A 17,918-nucleotide genomic window follows, 5' to 3' on the forward strand; every position below is an offset into this window, starting at 1 on the left:
TTTTTCTTACAATCCGAACCACAATCAAAATAAACAAATGGTGAACGTTGATGGAGATTGCTGAATATAGATGAACACTTTATTTTTTAAGAGGAAAACAACATGACAACCACACTAAGACAATATGCCAGCCAATTGGCGGCAAAATATCAAGGTAAATTGGCTGAAAAAGAAGACGTTTTATTATCCATTTCACTCAATGATAAAGCGCAGCAAGAGTTGATGAAAGATTTTAAAACCCGTTCCGATTTTCTCAACTCGATTAATTGGATGACGGTGAGAGATCAAAAAGGTAAAAAAATCTTTGGGGCATTAAACGGCACGACAACGGGGCGTAAATATGACGGGCGTAATCGTTCCATTGTGGAATATGGTGACACCTATCAAACGCAAGAGATCGACAGCGGCGTGCAAATTGATTGGCGTTTAATTGATGAACTTGAAGTGATTCAAGATAATTTTGCGGAAAATTTCACACGCTTGACCGAAACCCAATTTATTTTAGATATGTTGCAAATAGGCTGGCACGGTGAAAGCGAAGCAACAAACACGCAAGCGGAAGATTTATCGGATGTGGTGAAAGGTTGGATCGCCCAACTGAAAGAACAAAACCCGGCAAATATCATCACCGATGGAAAAAGTGCGGGCAAAATCACGTTATTTTCTGAACAAGCCGACTATAAAAATTTAGATGAATTGGCGATCGCACTGCGCAATAAATTACCGGCGCAATATCAAGAACGCAATGACCTTGTTTTCTTTGTTGGGGCGGATTTAGTAGCAAAAGCGAATGCTAATATTCAGGGCGCATTTAATTCTTCAGAAAACGGCGGAATTAATAATCTTTATTTATCAAATTATTTTGGCGGTATGCCGGCGATTATTCCTCCTCAATTCCCTCGAAAATGCGCCGTGATTACTACGTTAAAAAATCTAAGCATTTATACACAAAAAGGCAGTTATCACCGCTCAATTTATAATGATGAAAACACGGGAGATTATATCAGCGCTTATTTAAGACAAGAATGTTATATCGTGGAAAATCTTAATTTAATAGCGGCGATTGAGCATAAAAACGTGATATTTGAAAATAAAGAATAACATTATTTTAATTTAATCAAAGTGCGGTCAATTCCGCACTTAAATAAAAGGAAAGAATATGACATTAAAAGCCTTATTAACCATTCAAGAATTAGAAGAAATGGGGATCGCCAAACGCACAAAAATTTATTATTTAATGAAGCGGGGCGATTTTCCTAAACCGCTTAAATATGACAGGACCAACCGATGGGCGCGTGAAGATGTGCAAGCGTGGTTAGATAAACAAAACCCCAACCATACAAAAGGCGGCGAAGATGGCAGGCTTACGGCTTGATTGCCCCGAATGTGGCAAAGCGTTGAAAATCCGGAGTTCCACACGCCCTAGCGCAGTTGTAACGGTTGCTCACGTTTATTGCGAATCATGCGAATTGAAAGGGATTGTTCGCGCCGGATTTGAACAAGGGCAATTTGCGCAATTTTCGCCCGTAACTCAAACGCACCGATGGGCGCAAGATAACAAAGCGGAAACCTCAAACAAAAAATAAGGGCTTACCCCGAAAGATAAGCCCGTTCCCTATAACGACAATTTAAAGCGAATAATTCAATGAACTATTTAAACGACAATCTACCGTTTAATACGGTGGCGTGCAACCTTTTCATGCCTAAAAACAGAAAATTTTTACAAAGCGGCTTGACAGTTAAAACGAAATTAAACTATATTAAATCCGCTTTAGCAAAATCTGAAGCCGGCCGTGACAAGCTGAAAATATACAAGGCGAACAACAGCGCGCCAATTTGCGCTTTTTTTGTTCGTAGCGCTCGCGCACCTCTCCAAAATAATCTATCTTCTGATAGACTATTCTCAATGGTAGCGCGTAATGGGCAACCGCTTGCGGTTGGCTGCTTTCCTTGTATGGCAGTTTGTCACCCCGTTACGCGTTACCGCCAAAACGTGACAATTTTAGCGGTAACTCTTGAAAATGAATACAAGGAAACCGCAGAAATGATCTACAAATTTCTATGCGTGAATCGCACGCACCCGCACTTTAATTTGTGCGTTCAAACTATTCAAGCCAACAACGAAACCAACGCGCGCCTAAGCCTTAGCGCCGATTTTCAATGCCTTTCACTTATCGCCAAAATCAACCCGAAATTTGACCGCACTTTTGTGCAAGGAGGGATTTATGCCTAATCTTTCCCTTTCTTTTCTTGATGAAATCCAAATGGAAGTTTCACGCCTTGAAACCCTAGGCACGTGCTTGGATATGGCTGGAGCTACCGATTATTTGAAAGAGGTAAACGAATTGCGCGGCTTTATGTTGAATATTGCACACTTTCAACAGTTACAGATCGACCGAATTCAAGGGAAATTAGACCAATGTTTTCCCAAACCCCAACCTACTTTATCGAAAGGAGCGAGCCATGATAACGCATAGAATTACTTTACCAAATGGCACGCTGATTGAAATTTTTAGCGATGAAGAGGGGATCGCCCTGTGGCAGAAAGCCGAACGATTAGTACAACAAGCGCAATTTATCAAAGCCAAAGCACAACGCCGCAAGAAAAAACAGCGCACCCAACAAAAACAAGCAAGACGGCAACAACGCTAGGGGGAAATATGGAAAATCAACCGACTATGGCCGAATTTTTATTAAAGGAATTGGAAAGCCTGAAAGCCCGTGTGCAACGCATTGAAACGCAACAAATCAACGCCGATAAAATATGGACACCGCACGACATTGCCGATTATGCTGGTTGTTCTTATGGTTATGTGATTCAAACCTTAATTAAATTGCCGGGCTTTCCGGCAACCTTAGGCGACCCACGCCCACGCAGCCCGAAAAAATACCGCGCCGGCGATGTGATTGCGTTTTTTAAGAATAGAAATCAAGGTTAGGGGGAATTATGGCATATAAAAAACAACCGCCAAAAGTACCGCACTTTGACGAACAAGGGCGCGTAGCCTATGAGCATATTTTTGCTTTGATTGGTGATAAAGCGTGGAAGGCTTGGGGATTTGGGAACGAGAAAGGAAACGGGCTAGAATGGGGCTTATTGCGTGATAAATTAGGTTTAGGCAATGATTATAAGCCGATCATTTTAGACGCTGAAAAACTGGCAAATGCGGTCAATTATCAGATTTTAAAAGAAGATGTTCACGCCGTGACATTTTGCCGTTTTGGTGAAGTCAGCCAAGCACAAGAAACCGCCCTACTTTTGGCCATTGCCAAACATTCAAAGGCTGAAAAAGTCTTTTTTGCCGATAACTTGGGCGAAAACAAGCAGGATTTAAGCGCCTATGTTTTACGCCTAAGAGAAGATGAAGAGGCACGCAATACGGCTGAAATCATGATAGAAACGGAAGAACAAGGCAATGCCCCACGCAAAACGCCTTATGTTGAATATCGAGAAAATGGCAAGATTAAAGGGTTACATTATATAACGCCTAAAGTGGATAGAGACACCGGCGAGATCATTCAAGAAAAAGAAACGTGGATTTGCGACAATTTAGCGTTAGTGGGCGAAGGAAAAACCGCAAGCGGTGAATATTATTATTTGTTCCAATGGCAAAACCGAGACGAAAACACCCCTAGAACGGTTGCGATTGCCCGTGAGGATTTTGGCACGGATTCCGGCTGGAAGGTGTTGAAGGCGCAAGGCTTGAAGATGACACAGGGATCGGGCTTAACTCAAAAGCTCACCGAGCATTTTCACTTTAACGGCAACCATTCGACCCAATGGACGATCACCAACGTTACAGGTTGGCTAAATGGGGCGTATTTATTACCAAATGGGGAAATCATTGGCACACCTAAAAAGCCAATTTATTTCACCGATAAAAGCGGCTCAAGTTTGGGTTATATAACAAGTGGTACACTTGCCGATTGGCAACGGGAGATCGCCCAAAATGTAAAAGGCAATGTTTCGATGATGTTGGGCGTGGCGGTTGCACTTGCAGCCCCTATGCTTTCGCTTTTGGGGCGTGAATCCTTTGGTGTTCACCTTTTCGCCGAAAGTTCAAAAGGGAAAAGCACCACATTAAACATAGCCAACAGCATTTACGGCAATCCCGACAAAATCAAACTAAGCTGGAGTACCACGGCAACGGGCGTTAAAAACGAAGCCGCCGCACGCAATGACGGCTTTATTACTCTTGACGAAATCGGGCAAGCCAAAGATGGGAAAAACCTTGAAAATATCGCTTATGATTTGTTCAATGAGACGGACAAAATACGCGGCGAGAAAGAGGGCGGAAACCGCCAAATAAAACGCTGGAAAGTAACCGCACTTTCAACGGGTGAAAAGGATTTAGAAACCCAATTAAGACTACAAGGGGCAAAAGTCCACGCAGGGCAATTAGTGCGGCTTTTGAATGTTCCGTTAGAAGAAGCCCGCAATTTGCACCATTTCCCGAATAATAAAGCCCACGCCGACCACCTGAACGAAAAAGTGCAAGAATGCTTTGGCGTGATTGGGCGTGAATGGATCGCTTTCCTTGCCAATAATGCGGACAGCATAAAAACCACCTATAAAGCAATCCGGCAAAAATGGTTAGATTTATCTAGCAATATGAGCGGGCAAGTTCAACGGGTAGCCGGTGATCGTTTTGCCGTGCTGGAAACAGCGTTATATTTAGCCAAAGATTTAACCCAATGGACGGAAGAAGAAAGCGCACAAGCCATTTTGAAAAACTTTCTCAACTGGAAAGAGGAATTTGGCGAAAACAGCCGAGAAGAAACCAGCATTATTGATAGCGTGGTGAATTGGCTTTTAGTCAATGAATCTTGTTTTATTGAGTATCCACACGACCCAAACGCAAGAACACCGCAGAAAATAGCCGGCGTGAGAGTGTTATCGGATAATGTGAAAGAATCTAAATTTACAGAGCATTATTTTGTAATCCCTTCCGTTTTTTATGAGGCGATGAGTATTTACCCCAAAAATATGCTAAAAAGCGTGCTATTCAATGCCGGCATATTGAAAAGACCACAAACAGAAGAGACTGGCTATGAATTTATGTTCAAAGTACCTAAAAAAATGATGGGAAAACAATTTAGGGCATTCAAAATCATGCCGTTTTCAGATGAGCCGGAAACCGAAGAAGAAAACGGCTAAATAACCAAAAGAGCAAGGCGCACACCTTGCTTTTTTTATGCACTGAAAAAGATTTTTGTAGGTTAAATTGATTTTTTATAGGAAAAATAGGAATAAATGATAATAAATTTTTATAAATCAATATATTATAAAAATAAACTGTTCCTATTTTATTGCTTTTTGTTCCTATTTTTGCCCTTTTCATTCCTATTTTGAAAAAATGGCTTTTTTCCGTTCCTAAAAAATTCCTATTATGCTCCTATTTTGAAAACTAAAAATAGGAACACTTTTTAGCACTTAAGTATTTGATAAATAAAATAAAAAAATTTTCGTTCCTAAAATTCCTGTGTTTCCTATGAAAAAAACATACTCACAGAAAAAATTATTTTTATGATGGCCATAACCCAAAACGACAGAAAATATAAGCCCCTCCAATCGTTTTTATATCTATTCAAGACTTTAAAAAAACTTTTTATAGTGCTATTATTTGGATTGAAACTATTGGTAAGGAGCAAATCATGGCAATACACCAAATTTTGACACAGCAAGCGGCAAGCATTACCGATTTAAAACGCGACCCGATGGGCATTGCACAGGCAAGCGAACAGGGCGCAGTCGCTATTTTGAACCGTAATCAACCGGCTTTTTATTGTGTTACCCCCGCACTTTTTGAGTATTTTCAAGAATTGGCAGAAGATGCGGAGTTAGGCAGAATTGCGCAAGAACGCATGAAAGACGGTGAATTTATCGCGGTGAATCTTGATGACTTATAGCCTAAAATTCCACGAAAAAGCCTTAAAAGAATGGCAGAAACTCGGCGAACCGGTAAAAAGCCAATTTAAGAAGAAATTGTACGAACGCTTAGAAAATCCGCACGTTCAAGCCGACAGATTAAGCGGATTTTCTACCGCACTTTATAAAATCAAACTACGCTCGGCGGGTTATCGCCTTGTTTATGAAGTGCGAGATAATGAGATCACCGTTTTTGTGCTATCCGTAGGCAAGCGAGACCGCCTACAAGCCTATGAAAATGCACGTAATAGACAACCTCAATAAACTCTTTTTAAGAGCACATAAATAAGGGCAAGAATATCGCCCTTTTTCTTGCCTGATATTAAATGAGATTTAACGATATTACTTGATTATTACTTTTCTCTCATTTAGATTAAATTAGGATTTTAGATCCCTGTTTAGATCCCTCTAAACAAAAGCAATCAGAGAAAAACCCAGTAAAATCAAGGCTTGAGCGTTAAATGTTGTTGTTCCCTCTCACCGCCAGAATACAATTCATCAACGTTCACCAATGTTCGTTTCAGATAAAATTTATTGATATTTCAATGAGTTATTATTCATTAATGTTCATTACTATTTATATCTGATTGCTTGTAACCGCAGTTTTTAGATTTCTATCTATTTTGCAAAGCTTTACCTGAATTTAAAAAGAGGTTTGCATCATGGAAACCGGTTCAATAATTCTCATTGCCGGTTTATTAAAGAGGCGAAAATAATTCGTTTGAGCTATTGTTCAATGCACTCAAAAAGAGTATATTCAGCCCAGATTTTTATTCTTAAGAAGAGGATTTTATTATGTTTGGGTTATCTCCGGCACAAATGATTATCTTGTTAGTGGTGATTTTATTAGTTTTTGGTACGAAAAAATTAAGAAATGCAGGTGCGGATCTTGGTGCGGCGGTAAAAGGCTTTAAAAAAGCAATGCAAGATGATGATCCAAAAACTAAAGATGCGGAATTCAAATCAATTGATAACAACGCCGAAACATCAAAAACTGAAACAATAAAAGAGAAAGAACAGGCATAACCCGTGTTTGATATTGGTTTTTCCGAACTTGTTTTATTGATGATTATAGGCTTAGTTGTACTAGGCCCTAAACGTTTGCCGGTAGCGATTAGAACCGTGATGGGTTGGGTGAAAACCATCCGTGGATTGGCGGCAAATGTTCAAAATGAATTAAAACAAGAACTGAAATTACAAGAATTGCAAGATAGCATTAAGAAAGCGGAATCCTTGAATTTACAAACGCTTTCGCCTGAATTAAGTAAAACCGTTGAGGAATTAAAAGCACAAGCAGATAAAATGCGTGCAGAATTAGAGTCAAAAGCTGCTGAGGCAGGAACAACGATTGAAGAACAAATCAAAGAAATCAAAAGTGCGGCTGAAAATACCGATAAATCCATGGAAAATCCTCATTCTTCCGATGTATTAACGGTAAATGAAACGCCGGAAGTAAGTGAAAAAACAGTGCCGGATTTGACCGCACTTGAGCCTCATGAACAAGCTGAATTAACAGAGCGTTTGTCTGATTATTATCCTCCGGATGATATAGAAGTCACACCGACACAAAAATCCCAGTCATAGAGAGTTTTTATGAATCACGTGGATGAATCTCAACCCCTTATTAGCCATCTCATCGAATTAAGAAACCGCTTATTGCGTTGTGTGATTTGTGTAGCGGTGATATTTGTTGGATTGGTGTATTTTTCTAATGATATTTATCATTTCGTTGCCTCTCCCTTAACAGAAGTAATGCCAAAAGGGGCAACGATGATTGCCACAAATATTCAAACCCCATTTTTCACGCCGATTAAATTAACCGCGATTGTTTCTGTGTTTATTTCAGTGCCTTATTTGCTTTATCAAATTTGGGCATTTATTGCGCCAGCATTATATCAACACGAAAAGCGCATGATTTATCCTCTATTGTTTTCCAGTACGATTTTATTTTATTTCGGTGTTGCTTTTGCCTATTATGTGGTATTCCCCTTTGTGTTCGGCTTCTTCACCCAAACTGCCCCAGAAGGGGTGGCAATTGCTACGGATATCAGCAGCTATCTTGATTTTGCTTTAGCCTTATTTCTTGCTTTTGGCGTGTGCTTTGAAGTGCCGGTTGCCATCATTTTACTTTGCTGGACAGGTGTTACCACCGTAAAAGCTCTTGCGGAAAAACGCCCTTATATTATTGTTGCTGCTTTTCTTATCGGTATGATTCTCACACCGCCTGATGTATTTTCTCAAACATTACTCGCCGTGCCGATGTGTTTATTATTTGAATTGGGCTTGTTCGTTGCACGTTTCTACCAGCCTAAAGATGATGAAGAAAATGCGGTTGAAAATCCAAAAGAATCTGAAAAAACAGAATAAATCATGGGGGCATCGCCCCCTTTCTCATAATAAATAGTCAGTAAAAGGATGACAAATATGACCCAACAAATTTTTACAGGATTTCCTACCCGCCGTTTGCGTCGTTTGCGTAAACATGATTTTAGTCGTCGCCTTGTGGCAGAAAATAAACTCTCGGTCGATGATTTAATCTATCCGGTATTTATTTTAGAGGGGGAAAATTATCGGGAACCTGTTCCTTCTATGCCCGGTGTGGAACGATTGACTATTGATCAATTATTAATCGAAGCCGGGCTTTTGGTGAAATATGGTGTACCGGTTATCTCGCTTTTCCCGGTGATTGAGCAAAACAAAAAAACGTTGATGGCGGAAGAAGCCTATAACCCGAATGGCTTGGTTCAACGCGCTGTGAAAGCCTTAAAAACCGCATATCCGGAATTAGGAGTGCTGACGGATGTGGCACTTGATCCTTATACTATTCACGGACAAGACGGCATTATTGACGAAGAAAGTTACGTATTAAACGACATCACAACTGATGTTTTGGTAAAACAGGCGCTTTCTCATGCGGAGGCGGGAGCGGATATTGTTGCGCCGAGTGATATGATGGACGGGCGTATCGGGCGTATTCGCCAAGCATTGGAAGAAAAAGGCTTTATCAATACGCAAATTATGGCGTATTCCGCAAAATATGCCTCAAATTATTATGGACCTTTCCGCGATGCGGTCGGCTCTTCCTCTAACCTTAAAGGTGGCGATAAAAAAACTTACCAACTTGATCCGGCAAATGGTGATGAAGGCTTGCAAGAAGTAGCACTCGATTTACAGGAAGGTGCAGATATGGTGATGGTAAAACCGGGAATGCCGTATTTGGATATGGTATATCGTGTAAAAACGCATTTTGGTGTGCCGACTTTTGCTTATCAAGTTTCCGGTGAATATGCTATGCATGTGGCGGCTATTCAAAATGGCTGGTTAAAAGAAAAAGAATGTATTATGGAGTCTCTTCTTTGCTTTAAGCGAGCAGGTGCAGACGGTATTTTGACCTATTTTGCCAAACAGGTCGCCGAGTGGCTTTATTTGGAAAATAAAAATAAGTAAGTTTTTATGTGAAAATGTGATCTTTATCACAAAAATTATATTTTATTTAATAAAAACGGGAAAGTTTTAAATATTTTCTCGTTTTTTCTTTCTAGTTCATTTTTTCTTTAAAAAAATCATTGCAATATTAAACAACTCATAGCATATTGTTCCAGCCCGTTAGCAAACGGTTGCTCATAATAAAACAAACACAAATAACATCAAAAATTAAGAAGGAAACACAGTATGTCAACAGTCTCATCTTTAGATGCATTTTTAGCCAAAGTCGCACAGCGTGATGGTCATCAGCCAGAATTTTTACAAGCGGTTCGTGAAGTGTTCACTTCGATTTGGCCGTTTTTGGAAGCCAATCCCAAATATCGTTCCGAAGCCTTATTAGAGCGTTTGGTTGAACCTGAACGTGCATTTCAATTCCGTGTTGCTTGGACGGATGATAAAGGTCAGGTGCAAGTAAACCGTGCGTTTCGTGTGCAATTTAACAGTGCAATCGGGCCTTACAAAGGTGGTATGCGTTTCCATCCATCGGTAAACCTTTCTATTTTAAAATTCTTAGGTTTTGAACAAATCTTCAAAAATGCATTAACGACATTACCAATGGGCGGCGGTAAAGGCGGTTCGGATTTCGATCCAAAAGGCAAATCCGATGCAGAAGTCATGCGTTTCTGCCAAGCGTTGATGGCGGAACTTTATCGCCATATTGGACCGGACACAGACGTGCCGGCCGGAGACATCGGTGTTGGTGGTCGTGAAGTGGGCTACCTTGCCGGGTATATGAAAAAATTATCAAACCAAGCTGCCTGTGTCTTTACCGGTCGTGGGTTATCTTTCGGTGGCAGTTTGATTCGCCCTGAAGCAACCGGCTACGGCTTAGTTTATTTTGCACAAGCGATGTTAGCGGAAAAAGGTGATAGTTTCGCGGGTAAAGTGGTCTCGGTTTCCGGTTCGGGCAACGTGGCACAATATGCGATCGAAAAAGCCTTAGCATTAGGAGCAAAAGTGGTGACTTGCTCAGATTCTTCCGGTTATGTTTACGATCCTGAAGGTTTTACCACTGAAAAATTGACCGCACTTTTCGAGATCAAAAATGTAAAACGTGGCCGTGTGAAAGACTATGCGGAACAATTTGGTTTGCAATATGTAGAAGGCAAACGACCTTGGGAAGTGAAAGTGGATATCGCATTGCCTTGCGCAACTCAAAATGAGCTTGAAATTGCCGATGCAAAAGCATTGATCGCCAATGGTGTGAAATTAGTGGCTGAAGGGGCGAATATGCCGACTTCTATTGAAGCAACCGATGCATTCTTAGAAGCAGGCGTACTATTCGGACCGGGTAAAGCCGCCAATGCAGGCGGGGTTGCCACTTCAGGTTTAGAAATGGCACAAAGTTCACAACGTTTATATTGGACAGCAGAGGAAGTGGATGAGAAATTACACCGAATTATGCTGGATATTCACGCGAACTGTAAAAAATACGGTATGGTAGACGGTCAAGAAAATATTAACTATGTAGTGGGAGCAAACGTTGCCGGTTTTGTGAAAGTGGCTGATGCAATGTTGGCACAAGGGGTCTATTAATTCCAGGTATAGCTGAAAACAAAATTTCTGATAACAAAAAGTGAAGTGGTTGATCGTAAATTTATGATCAACCTTTTCTATTTTATGATTCTCTGCTAAACAGCTAAATCTCGTTTAGCCCCCCTTCCCTACTCAAATACAACGAGCAATCGGCTACTCTTAAATCCATAAAAACTAAGTGTTTTATGACCGCACTTTTAAGATCACTGTAAGAAAAAAGCACCCAATAGGGTGCTTTTGATTGAAAATTTTTACTAACGAATAACCAGCTCGGCGACAGTGACTCCCACAAGGCAAGCAACGAGGACACCAATCAAACCGGGAACCATAAAGCTGTGATTGAAGTAATACTTACCAATTTTTGTAGTACCTGTTACATCAAAGTTTACAGTTGCAATATCCGATGGATAATTCGGGATGAAGAAATAAGCATAGGTCGCCGGCATTAATCCCACTAAAATTGGGGCAGGAATACCTAAACCAATCCCAACAGGAAGTAACATGACGGCAGTTGCCGCTTGGCTATTAATCACCACGGATACGGCGAATAAAGCAAGGGCAAATGTCCAAGGATAGGTTTGTACCATATCGGTAATGGCGGCTTTAAATTCAGGCATCGCATATTGGAAGTAGGTATCGCTCATCCAGGCAATACCGTAAATGGCAATAGCGGCCACCATACCGGATTTAAAGACAACGCCATTTGGGACAATTTGTGGGTTGGTTTTGGTGGCAAGTAAAATAATTCCGCCAAAGCAAAGCATCATCATTTGGATGATGAGTGACATAGAGATTGCTTTTCCTGTGCCGATTGTGCGAATCTCAGGAATCATTGCTATAGCAACAATAACGATTAGTGCTAATAAGAAAAGATAAACAGATTTCTTAGCACCCTGAGGAAGTGATTCGTTTAAGGTTGTACTCGTGGTATTTAAAATACGATCCCGCCATACGGGGTCTTCCAAACGACGTTGATATTCCGGATCTTGCTCTAATTCTTTACCACGACGCATACTGTATAAGGAAAGAGCTATTGTTCCTGCCAGTGTCGCCGGTACCGTCACACAAATAATATCTAATAAGCTGATATGCTCAAAGCCCGGCATTGCTGTAATCTTACCTAAGTAGAAAACAACAGCAGCGGAAAGCGGGCTGGATGTAATGGCGAGTTGAGAGGCAACAGAAGAAGCGGCCATTGGGCGTTCAGGACGAATCTTATTTTTTAATGCAACATCACCGATAATCGGCATAATGGTATAAACAGAGTGACCGGTACCCAACATAAAGGTTAAAAAATACACCACTAAAGGACCAAGCAAGGTGACACGTTTCGGATTTTTACGAAGAATACGTTCTGCGATTTGTAACATAAATTTCAAACCACCGGCGGCTTCCAATATAGATGCACAGGTTACGACGGCAAGGATGATGAGCATGACATCAATCGGAGCTTTTCCCACCGGCATACGGAAGATAAACACTTCAATTGCCAATCCGATACCGGATACTACGCCTAATCCGATACCGCCAAAGCGGCTTCCCACATAAAGCATTAATAATAAGAATAAAAATTCTAAATAGAGCATAAATACCTCAAAAAAGTTAAAAACTGTGCGGATCATACCACTTTTAATGAATAAGGCTAGGAGATGTTTGTTGTTTTATGGATAAATTTTATTCTAATTTAATTCCTATTCTGATTTGTAAACATAATGTTAGAAAGCAGTTTCATTTTGGGAAGAAATAAATGAAGAATGCTCAATATTTTGTATTGAATGATATGAATGCTAATCTTGCGTTACCCGGTTGATTTCTTTTTATTGGAAAATTTTTAAAATTGATATGAATCAATTTGTAAAAATATAATTTATAAAGGTTATTTCCCTGTTTATATCAAAAATGTGATCGAGATAACGTTTTTGATGTTTTTTATCCTTATGATTAGTAGTAGAATAATGGCGTATCTTGAGTTATCTGCTTTATAACCTATTGTTTTGTTGAAATGGACAAAAGGATTTGTTGTGTGTGGATATTCAGTATTTGTTTAATCCGCTTGTTTGGGCGGAATTAAGCTTGGGGTGGTTATTTAAGGGTGACCTTTATTAATCATAGTGAATGACTTGTAATTTTTACAAGAGGTTGAGATGTTAGACGTTGTTGAACTTTCTCGCTTGCAGTTTGCCTTAACTGCGTTATATCACTTCATTTTTGTCCCTCTAACATTAGGTTTGACTTTCGTATTAGTCATTATGGAAACGACCTATGTTGTAACAGGCAAAGAAGTCTATAAAGATATGACAAAATTCTGGGGTAAGTTATTTGGTATTAACTTTGCCCTTGGGGTGACTACCGGTATCATTATGGAATTCCAATTTGGTACTAACTGGTCCTACTATTCACATTATGTAGGTGATATCTTTGGTGCGCCATTGGCGATTGAAGCATTACTTGCATTCTTCTTAGAATCAACCTTTGTGGGTTTATTTTTCTTTGGTTGGGATCGTTTATCTAAGGGTAAACATTTACTTGCCACATACTGTGTGGCATTCGGTTCAAACCTTTCTGCCATGTGGATTTTGGTGGCAAACGGTTGGATGCAAAATCCGGTGGCATCAGAATTTAATTTTGAAACCGTGCGTATGGAAATGACTAGCTTCATGGAGTTATGGTTAAATCCGGTTGCTCAAAGTAAATTCTTACACACCCTTTCTGCCGGTTATGTCACAGGTGCATTCTTTGTATTAGGGATCAGTGCATACTATCTCTTAAAAGGACGCGATCTTGGATTTGCAAAACGCTCTTTCTCTATTGCAGCCACCTTTGGTTTTATTGCTTCTCTCTCCGTATTAATTCTTGGTGATGAATCGGGTTATGACATCGGTAAAGCCCAACCGGTAAAATTAGCTGCAATGGAAGCCGAGTTTGAAACCCAACCGGCACCGGCATCATTCCATATCGCTGCGATTCCGAATACCGCTGAAATGAAAAATGATTTTGAAATTAGCGTACCAATGATTGGCGGTATTGTGGCAACCCGCTCTTTTGATAAAGAAATCACCGGTTTAAAAGAACTCCAAGCGTTAAATGAACAACGGGTTCGCAGTGGTATCATCGCTTATGATCTTTTCACTCAATTAAAAGCAGAGAAAAAAGCATCAGGGCAAGTGAATCCTGAAACTAAAGCAAAATTTGAAGAAGTGAAAAAAGATCTTGGTTTTGGTTTATTGTTAAAACGCTACACTGATAAAGTGGTGGATGCGACAGAAGAGCAAATTAAACAAGCGGCTCGTGATACCATTCCAAATGTAGGTCCTAACTTCTGGGCATTCCGTGCTATGTTAGCGGTAGGTGGATTACTTGCCTTGTTAGCATTTGGTGCGTTTGTTCAAAATCTGCGTAATAAAGTAACACAAAGTCCATTATTGCTAAGAGCATTGGTATGGGGCTTGCCTTTACCTTGGATTGCGATTGAATGTGGTTGGTTCTTAGCTGAATACGGACGTCAACCGTGGGCAATCTATGAAGTATTACCGGTCGGTGTATCGGCTTCAAATTTAGGTGTGGGTGATCTTTGGTTCTCTATTGGTTTAATCTGTGCACTTTACTTAGCGTTTATCGTTGTTGAGATGTATTTAATGTTTAAATATGCACGTTTAGGTCCTAGTGCATTGAAAACCGGCAAATACTATTTTGAACAATCATCTAAATAAGCAGGAGACGAATTATGATTGATTATGAATTTCTACGTTTTATTTGGTGGGTGTTAGTCGTTGTATTGCTTATCGGTTTCTCTGTTACTGATGGATTTGATATGGGTGTGACCGCACTTTTACCTGTAGCCGGTAAAAAAGAAGTGGAACGCCGTATTATGATTAACTCAATTGCACCACACTGGGATGGTAACCAAGTTTGGTTATTAACTGCCGGTGGTGCTGTATTCGCAGCATGGCCGATTGTTTATGCGGTATCATTCTCCGGTTTTTATATTGCATTAGTGTTGGTATTAGCGGCATTATTCTTCCGTCCGCTTGGTTTTGAGTATCGCGCAAAAATTGATAACCCAACATGGCGTGCAGTATGGGATTGGGGCTTGTTTGCCGGTGGTTTCGTTCCTGCATTAGTATTCGGTGTAGCATTTGGTAACTTATTACAAGGTGTGCCATTTGAATTCAATGAAATCTCACAGGTCACTTATACGGGATCATTTTTTGCCTTATTAAATCCATTTGCTTTATTATGTGGTGTGATTAGCCTTGCAATGCTTGTCACTCACGGGGCAAACTGGTTGCAAATGAAAACGACATCCGAACTAAGAGATCGTGTGCGTGGTATGACCCAAATCGGTGCGATTGTTACCTTGATTGCCTTTGTTCTTGCGGGGGTATGGCTATACTTCAAAGAGGGTTATGTGGTGACTAGTACTATCGATCACTTTGCACCTTCTTCTCCTATGGGTAAAGAAGTTGCTGTGGAAACCGGTGCATGGTTTAGAAACTTCAATGACATGCCGATTCTGTGGATTTTCCCTGCATTGGCTGTGTTGAGCGCTTTATTAAATGTGGCATTTTCTAAAGCAAATCGTTGTGGCTTCGCCTTTTTATTCTCTTCATTAACAATGGCAGGGATAATTATTACCGCAGCGGTATCAATGTTCCCATTTGTGATGCCTTCAAGCACACATCCGGAACAGAGCTTATTAATGTGGGATGCGACATCGAGCGAGTTAACGCTCACTTGGATGCTTTTCTTAGCGCTTGTTTTCGTGGTGATTTCTTTGGCTTACACCATTTGGTCATACTTTAAAATGTTTGGTCGTTTGGATGAACGCTTTGTGGAAGAAAACACAAACTCATTATACTAAAGGAGAAATAAGATGTTATATGTAATTTGGGTAGTGGGTATTTTAGCGGCAATCTTTGCAAGCGTAAAAGTCACCAAAAACAAAGAAAATTTAGGGCAATTTGACGAATAATGATTCAGTTTCTCTATCAATATGTTAATAAGGGTTCGTTAAGAACCCTTTCATTTATCTTGGCGGTAATATTAACGCTTGCCTTTTTATTTAATATCAATCTTTTTTCCACACAATTAAGAAGTGCAAATCCGCTTTTGGTACTTTTCATTCTTTGGGGCGTGGTTTGCGGCTGGATTCACGGAATGGGTTTTGAAATTAAACGTACTGTTTGGAAAGCCGTATTTTTTCCTTATTTTGGCTATTTAGCATTTCTCATATCGATAGTTTTACATTATTCGTAAATTAGATTTTGCTGATTTGAAAGTACTTGCGAAGAGTAAAAACTGACTCTAAAATACACAGCCTTAAATTATTGAATGAGGAAAGTAAAGGTGGATTCAAAAATCTTTCGTTTCCCTGTGCGAGTTTATTATGAAGATACGGATGCAGGCGGTGTGGTTTATCATGCACGTTATTTGCATTTTTTTGAACGGGCGAGAACGGAATATTTAAGAAAACAAAATTTTTCTCAGCAAGAATTAATGCAGGAACAACAGCACGCCTTTGTTGTCAAATCGATGGCGATTGATTATTGTGTTCCGGCAAAACTCGATGATTATCTTATTGTTGAAACGGAACTGACTGCAATAAAGGGAGCGACACTTCTTTTTGCGCAGCGACTGATGCGGGAAACAATAATACTCTCAAAGGCTACCGTGAAGGTAGCCTATGTTGATCTTGGCAAAATGAAACCGGCGGCCATTCCAAGTGAAATAAAATCCGCCTTTTCAAACGATATAACCTTCTCGGAGTAGGTAATGACTGCAGAACTCAATTTTTTAGATCTTTTTCTAAAAGCAAGTATTGTCGTACAACTTGTTATTGTCATTTTGATTTTATTTTCAATTATTTCTTGGGCAATTATCATTCAACGTAGTCGTGTCTTGACGAATGCCTTAAAAGAAGCCAATACCTTTGAAGATCGCTTTTGGTCTGGTGAAGATTTGAATAAATTATATGAAGGCTTATCAAATCGCCGTGATGTCCTCACAGGAAGCGAACAGATTTTCTTTGTGGGCTTTAAAGAATTTTCACGTTTAAAACAAGTGAATGCTGAGGCGCCTGAGGCCATTATTAAAGGGACGACCCGTGCGATGAATCTTGCCATGAACCGTGAGATTGAAACCCTTGAAAGCCGTGTACCATTTTTAGCAACCGTGGCTTCCGTTAGCCCTTATATTGGGTTATTCGGTACAGTATGGGGAATTATGCATGCTTTTATGGCATTAAGTGGGGCAAAACAAGCAACATTACAAATGGTGGCACCGGGGATTGCAGAGGCGTTAATTGCAACCGCAATCGGTTTGTTTGCAGCGATTCCTGCAGTGATGGCGTATAACCGTTTAAGCTTGCGTGTCAATGCGATTGAACAAAATTATGGCAACTTTATTGATGAGTTTACTACCATTTTACATCGTCAAGCTTTTGGTAAAGCGCCACATTCCCATTAAGAAAATAATGAGAAAATCAACCGCACTTTAAGAGAAAAGTGCGGTCATTTTTAGTGAAGTTTTAGAGGAAAATATGGCTCGTCGTTCACGCAAAGAAATTAAATCTGAAATTAATATTGTTCCATTTTTGGATGTATTACTTGTTCTTGTGCTGATATTTATGGCGACTGCGCCGATTATTAGTCAAAGCGTACAAGTGGAATTGCCGGATTCCGTGCAAAGTCAAAATGTCTCAAATGAAGATAAAACGCCCGTTATTTTGGAAGTTTCCGGTGTTGGGCAGTATGCACTTTCTATTGGTGGGGAACGTCAGGAAGGCTTAACTGAAGAAATGGTGACGCAGTTATCAAAACAAGAATTTGATAAAGATAACAATACAATGTTTTTAGTGGGAGGGGCAAAAGAAGTGCCTTATGAAGAAGTCATTAAAGCATTAAATTTGCTTCATTTAGCCGGAGTTAAATCAGTAGGCTTAATGACAAACCCAATTTAGTAGAGTAGG

21 protein-coding genes are annotated in these 17,918 nt (G+C 40.1%); 20 read left to right on the forward strand and 1 reads right to left on the reverse strand.

Annotated elements, in window-relative coordinates; all coding sequences use genetic code 11:
- Window positions 1–102: 102 nt before the first annotated feature.
- The 14 genes from BKK52_RS05410 to gdhA all read left to right on the forward strand — a co-directional run bounded on the left by BKK52_RS05410 (window position 103) and on the right by gdhA (window position 10,951).
- Window positions 103–1,101 (forward strand): phage major capsid protein, P2 family, encoded by a 999-nt coding sequence (locus BKK52_RS05410; protein WP_077478163.1) that lies wholly within the window; start codon window positions 103–105, stop codon window positions 1,099–1,101.
- A 58-nt stretch (window positions 1,102–1,159) separates the two neighbouring features.
- A complete protein-coding gene (locus BKK52_RS05415; protein ID WP_077478165.1) occupies window positions 1,160–1,375 on the forward strand; it encodes a helix-turn-helix transcriptional regulator in 216 nt (71 codons plus the stop codon).
- Between the two features lie 270 nt (window positions 1,376–1,645).
- Window positions 1,646–2,233 carry a host cell division inhibitor Icd-like protein gene (locus tag BKK52_RS05425; protein WP_077478169.1) on the forward strand — a complete coding sequence of 196 codons (588 nt, stop codon included), beginning with the start codon at window positions 1,646–1,648 and terminating at the stop codon, window positions 2,231–2,233.
- Window positions 2,226–2,477, forward strand: a complete 252-nt coding sequence (locus BKK52_RS05430; RefSeq protein WP_077478171.1) for a hypothetical protein — start codon at window positions 2,226–2,228, stop codon at window positions 2,475–2,477. The genes BKK52_RS05425 and BKK52_RS05430 overlap by 8 nt, the downstream gene beginning before the upstream one ends.
- A complete protein-coding gene (locus tag BKK52_RS05435; protein WP_077474097.1) occupies window positions 2,464–2,652 on the forward strand; it encodes a hypothetical protein in 189 nt (62 codons plus the stop codon). Before BKK52_RS05430 ends, BKK52_RS05435 begins: the two co-directional genes overlap by 14 nt.
- An 8-nt stretch (window positions 2,653–2,660) precedes the next feature.
- Window positions 2,661–2,939, forward strand: a complete 279-nt coding sequence (locus tag BKK52_RS05440) for a hypothetical protein (protein WP_077478173.1) — start codon at window positions 2,661–2,663, stop codon at window positions 2,937–2,939.
- An 8-nt stretch (window positions 2,940–2,947) separates the two neighbouring features.
- The gene (locus BKK52_RS05445) at window positions 2,948–5,158 is read left to right on the forward strand and encodes a DUF927 domain-containing protein (RefSeq protein WP_077478175.1); all 2,211 of its coding nucleotides are present in this window, start codon (window positions 2,948–2,950) and stop codon (window positions 5,156–5,158) included.
- A gap of 497 nt (window positions 5,159–5,655) precedes the next feature.
- Window positions 5,656–5,910 (forward strand): type II toxin-antitoxin system Phd/YefM family antitoxin, encoded by a 255-nt coding sequence (locus BKK52_RS05450; protein WP_018355457.1) that lies wholly within the window; start codon window positions 5,656–5,658, stop codon window positions 5,908–5,910.
- Window positions 5,900–6,193 (forward strand): type II toxin-antitoxin system RelE family toxin, encoded by a 294-nt coding sequence (locus BKK52_RS05455; protein ID WP_077421687.1) that lies wholly within the window; start codon window positions 5,900–5,902, stop codon window positions 6,191–6,193. The genes BKK52_RS05450 and BKK52_RS05455 overlap by 11 nt, the downstream gene beginning before the upstream one ends.
- A gap of 531 nt (window positions 6,194–6,724) precedes the next feature.
- Window positions 6,725–6,955 carry a twin-arginine translocase TatA/TatE family subunit gene (gene tatA / locus BKK52_RS05460; protein ID WP_077421686.1) on the forward strand — a complete coding sequence of 77 codons (231 nt, stop codon included), beginning with the start codon at window positions 6,725–6,727 and terminating at the stop codon, window positions 6,953–6,955.
- A gap of 3 nt (window positions 6,956–6,958) precedes the next feature.
- Window positions 6,959–7,513, forward strand: a complete 555-nt coding sequence (gene tatB / locus BKK52_RS05465) for a Sec-independent protein translocase protein TatB (RefSeq protein ID WP_077478177.1) — start codon at window positions 6,959–6,961, stop codon at window positions 7,511–7,513.
- A gap of 9 nt (window positions 7,514–7,522) precedes the next feature.
- Window positions 7,523–8,296, forward strand: a complete 774-nt coding sequence (gene tatC, locus BKK52_RS05470) for a twin-arginine translocase subunit TatC (RefSeq protein ID WP_077474102.1) — start codon at window positions 7,523–7,525, stop codon at window positions 8,294–8,296.
- A 57-nt stretch (window positions 8,297–8,353) separates the two neighbouring features.
- The gene (gene hemB, locus BKK52_RS05475) at window positions 8,354–9,376 is read left to right on the forward strand and encodes a porphobilinogen synthase (RefSeq protein ID WP_077421683.1); all 1,023 of its coding nucleotides are present in this window, start codon (window positions 8,354–8,356) and stop codon (window positions 9,374–9,376) included.
- A 225-nt stretch (window positions 9,377–9,601) separates the two neighbouring features.
- Complete coding sequence (gene gdhA, locus BKK52_RS05480) at window positions 9,602–10,951, forward strand: NADP-specific glutamate dehydrogenase (protein ID WP_077474103.1); 1,350 nt, start codon at window positions 9,602–9,604, stop codon at window positions 10,949–10,951.
- Between the two features lie 254 nt (window positions 10,952–11,205).
- Here the strand turns inward: gdhA and BKK52_RS05485 are convergent, their stop codons facing one another.
- Window positions 11,206–12,537 carry an anaerobic C4-dicarboxylate transporter gene (locus BKK52_RS05485; RefSeq protein ID WP_077474105.1) on the reverse strand — a complete coding sequence of 444 codons (1,332 nt, stop codon included), beginning with the start codon at window positions 12,535–12,537 and terminating at the stop codon, window positions 11,206–11,208.
- A gap of 558 nt (window positions 12,538–13,095) precedes the next feature.
- Here BKK52_RS05485 and BKK52_RS05490 point away from each other — a divergent pair.
- The 6 genes from BKK52_RS05490 to tolR all read left to right on the forward strand — a co-directional run bounded on the left by BKK52_RS05490 (window position 13,096) and on the right by tolR (window position 17,909).
- Window positions 13,096–14,661: a cytochrome ubiquinol oxidase subunit I gene (locus BKK52_RS05490; protein ID WP_077474106.1), complete on the forward strand. Its 1,566-nt coding sequence runs from the start codon at window positions 13,096–13,098 to the stop codon at window positions 14,659–14,661.
- Window positions 14,662–14,675: 14 nt separating this feature from the next.
- Window positions 14,676–15,812 (forward strand): cytochrome d ubiquinol oxidase subunit II, encoded by a 1,137-nt coding sequence (gene cydB, locus BKK52_RS05495; RefSeq protein ID WP_077421471.1) that lies wholly within the window; start codon window positions 14,676–14,678, stop codon window positions 15,810–15,812.
- A 110-nt stretch (window positions 15,813–15,922) separates the two neighbouring features.
- Window positions 15,923–16,207: a cyd operon protein YbgE gene (gene ybgE, locus BKK52_RS05500; protein WP_077474108.1), complete on the forward strand. Its 285-nt coding sequence runs from the start codon at window positions 15,923–15,925 to the stop codon at window positions 16,205–16,207.
- 75 nt (window positions 16,208–16,282) lie between these two features.
- The gene (ybgC, locus tag BKK52_RS05505) at window positions 16,283–16,720 is read left to right on the forward strand and encodes a tol-pal system-associated acyl-CoA thioesterase (protein ID WP_077474110.1); all 438 of its coding nucleotides are present in this window, start codon (window positions 16,283–16,285) and stop codon (window positions 16,718–16,720) included.
- Window positions 16,721–16,723: 3 nt separating this feature from the next.
- Complete coding sequence (gene tolQ / locus BKK52_RS05510) at window positions 16,724–17,416, forward strand: protein TolQ (protein WP_077474112.1); 693 nt, start codon at window positions 16,724–16,726, stop codon at window positions 17,414–17,416.
- Window positions 17,417–17,489: 73 nt separating this feature from the next.
- Window positions 17,490–17,909, forward strand: a complete 420-nt coding sequence (gene tolR / locus BKK52_RS05515) for a colicin uptake protein TolR (protein ID WP_077478178.1) — start codon at window positions 17,490–17,492, stop codon at window positions 17,907–17,909.
- Window positions 17,910–17,918: the final 9 nt, after the last annotated feature.

This window comes from Rodentibacter trehalosifermentans, assembly GCF_002000545.1.
In the GTDB taxonomy this organism is placed as follows: Bacteria; Pseudomonadota; Gammaproteobacteria; order Enterobacterales; family Pasteurellaceae; genus Rodentibacter; species Rodentibacter trehalosifermentans.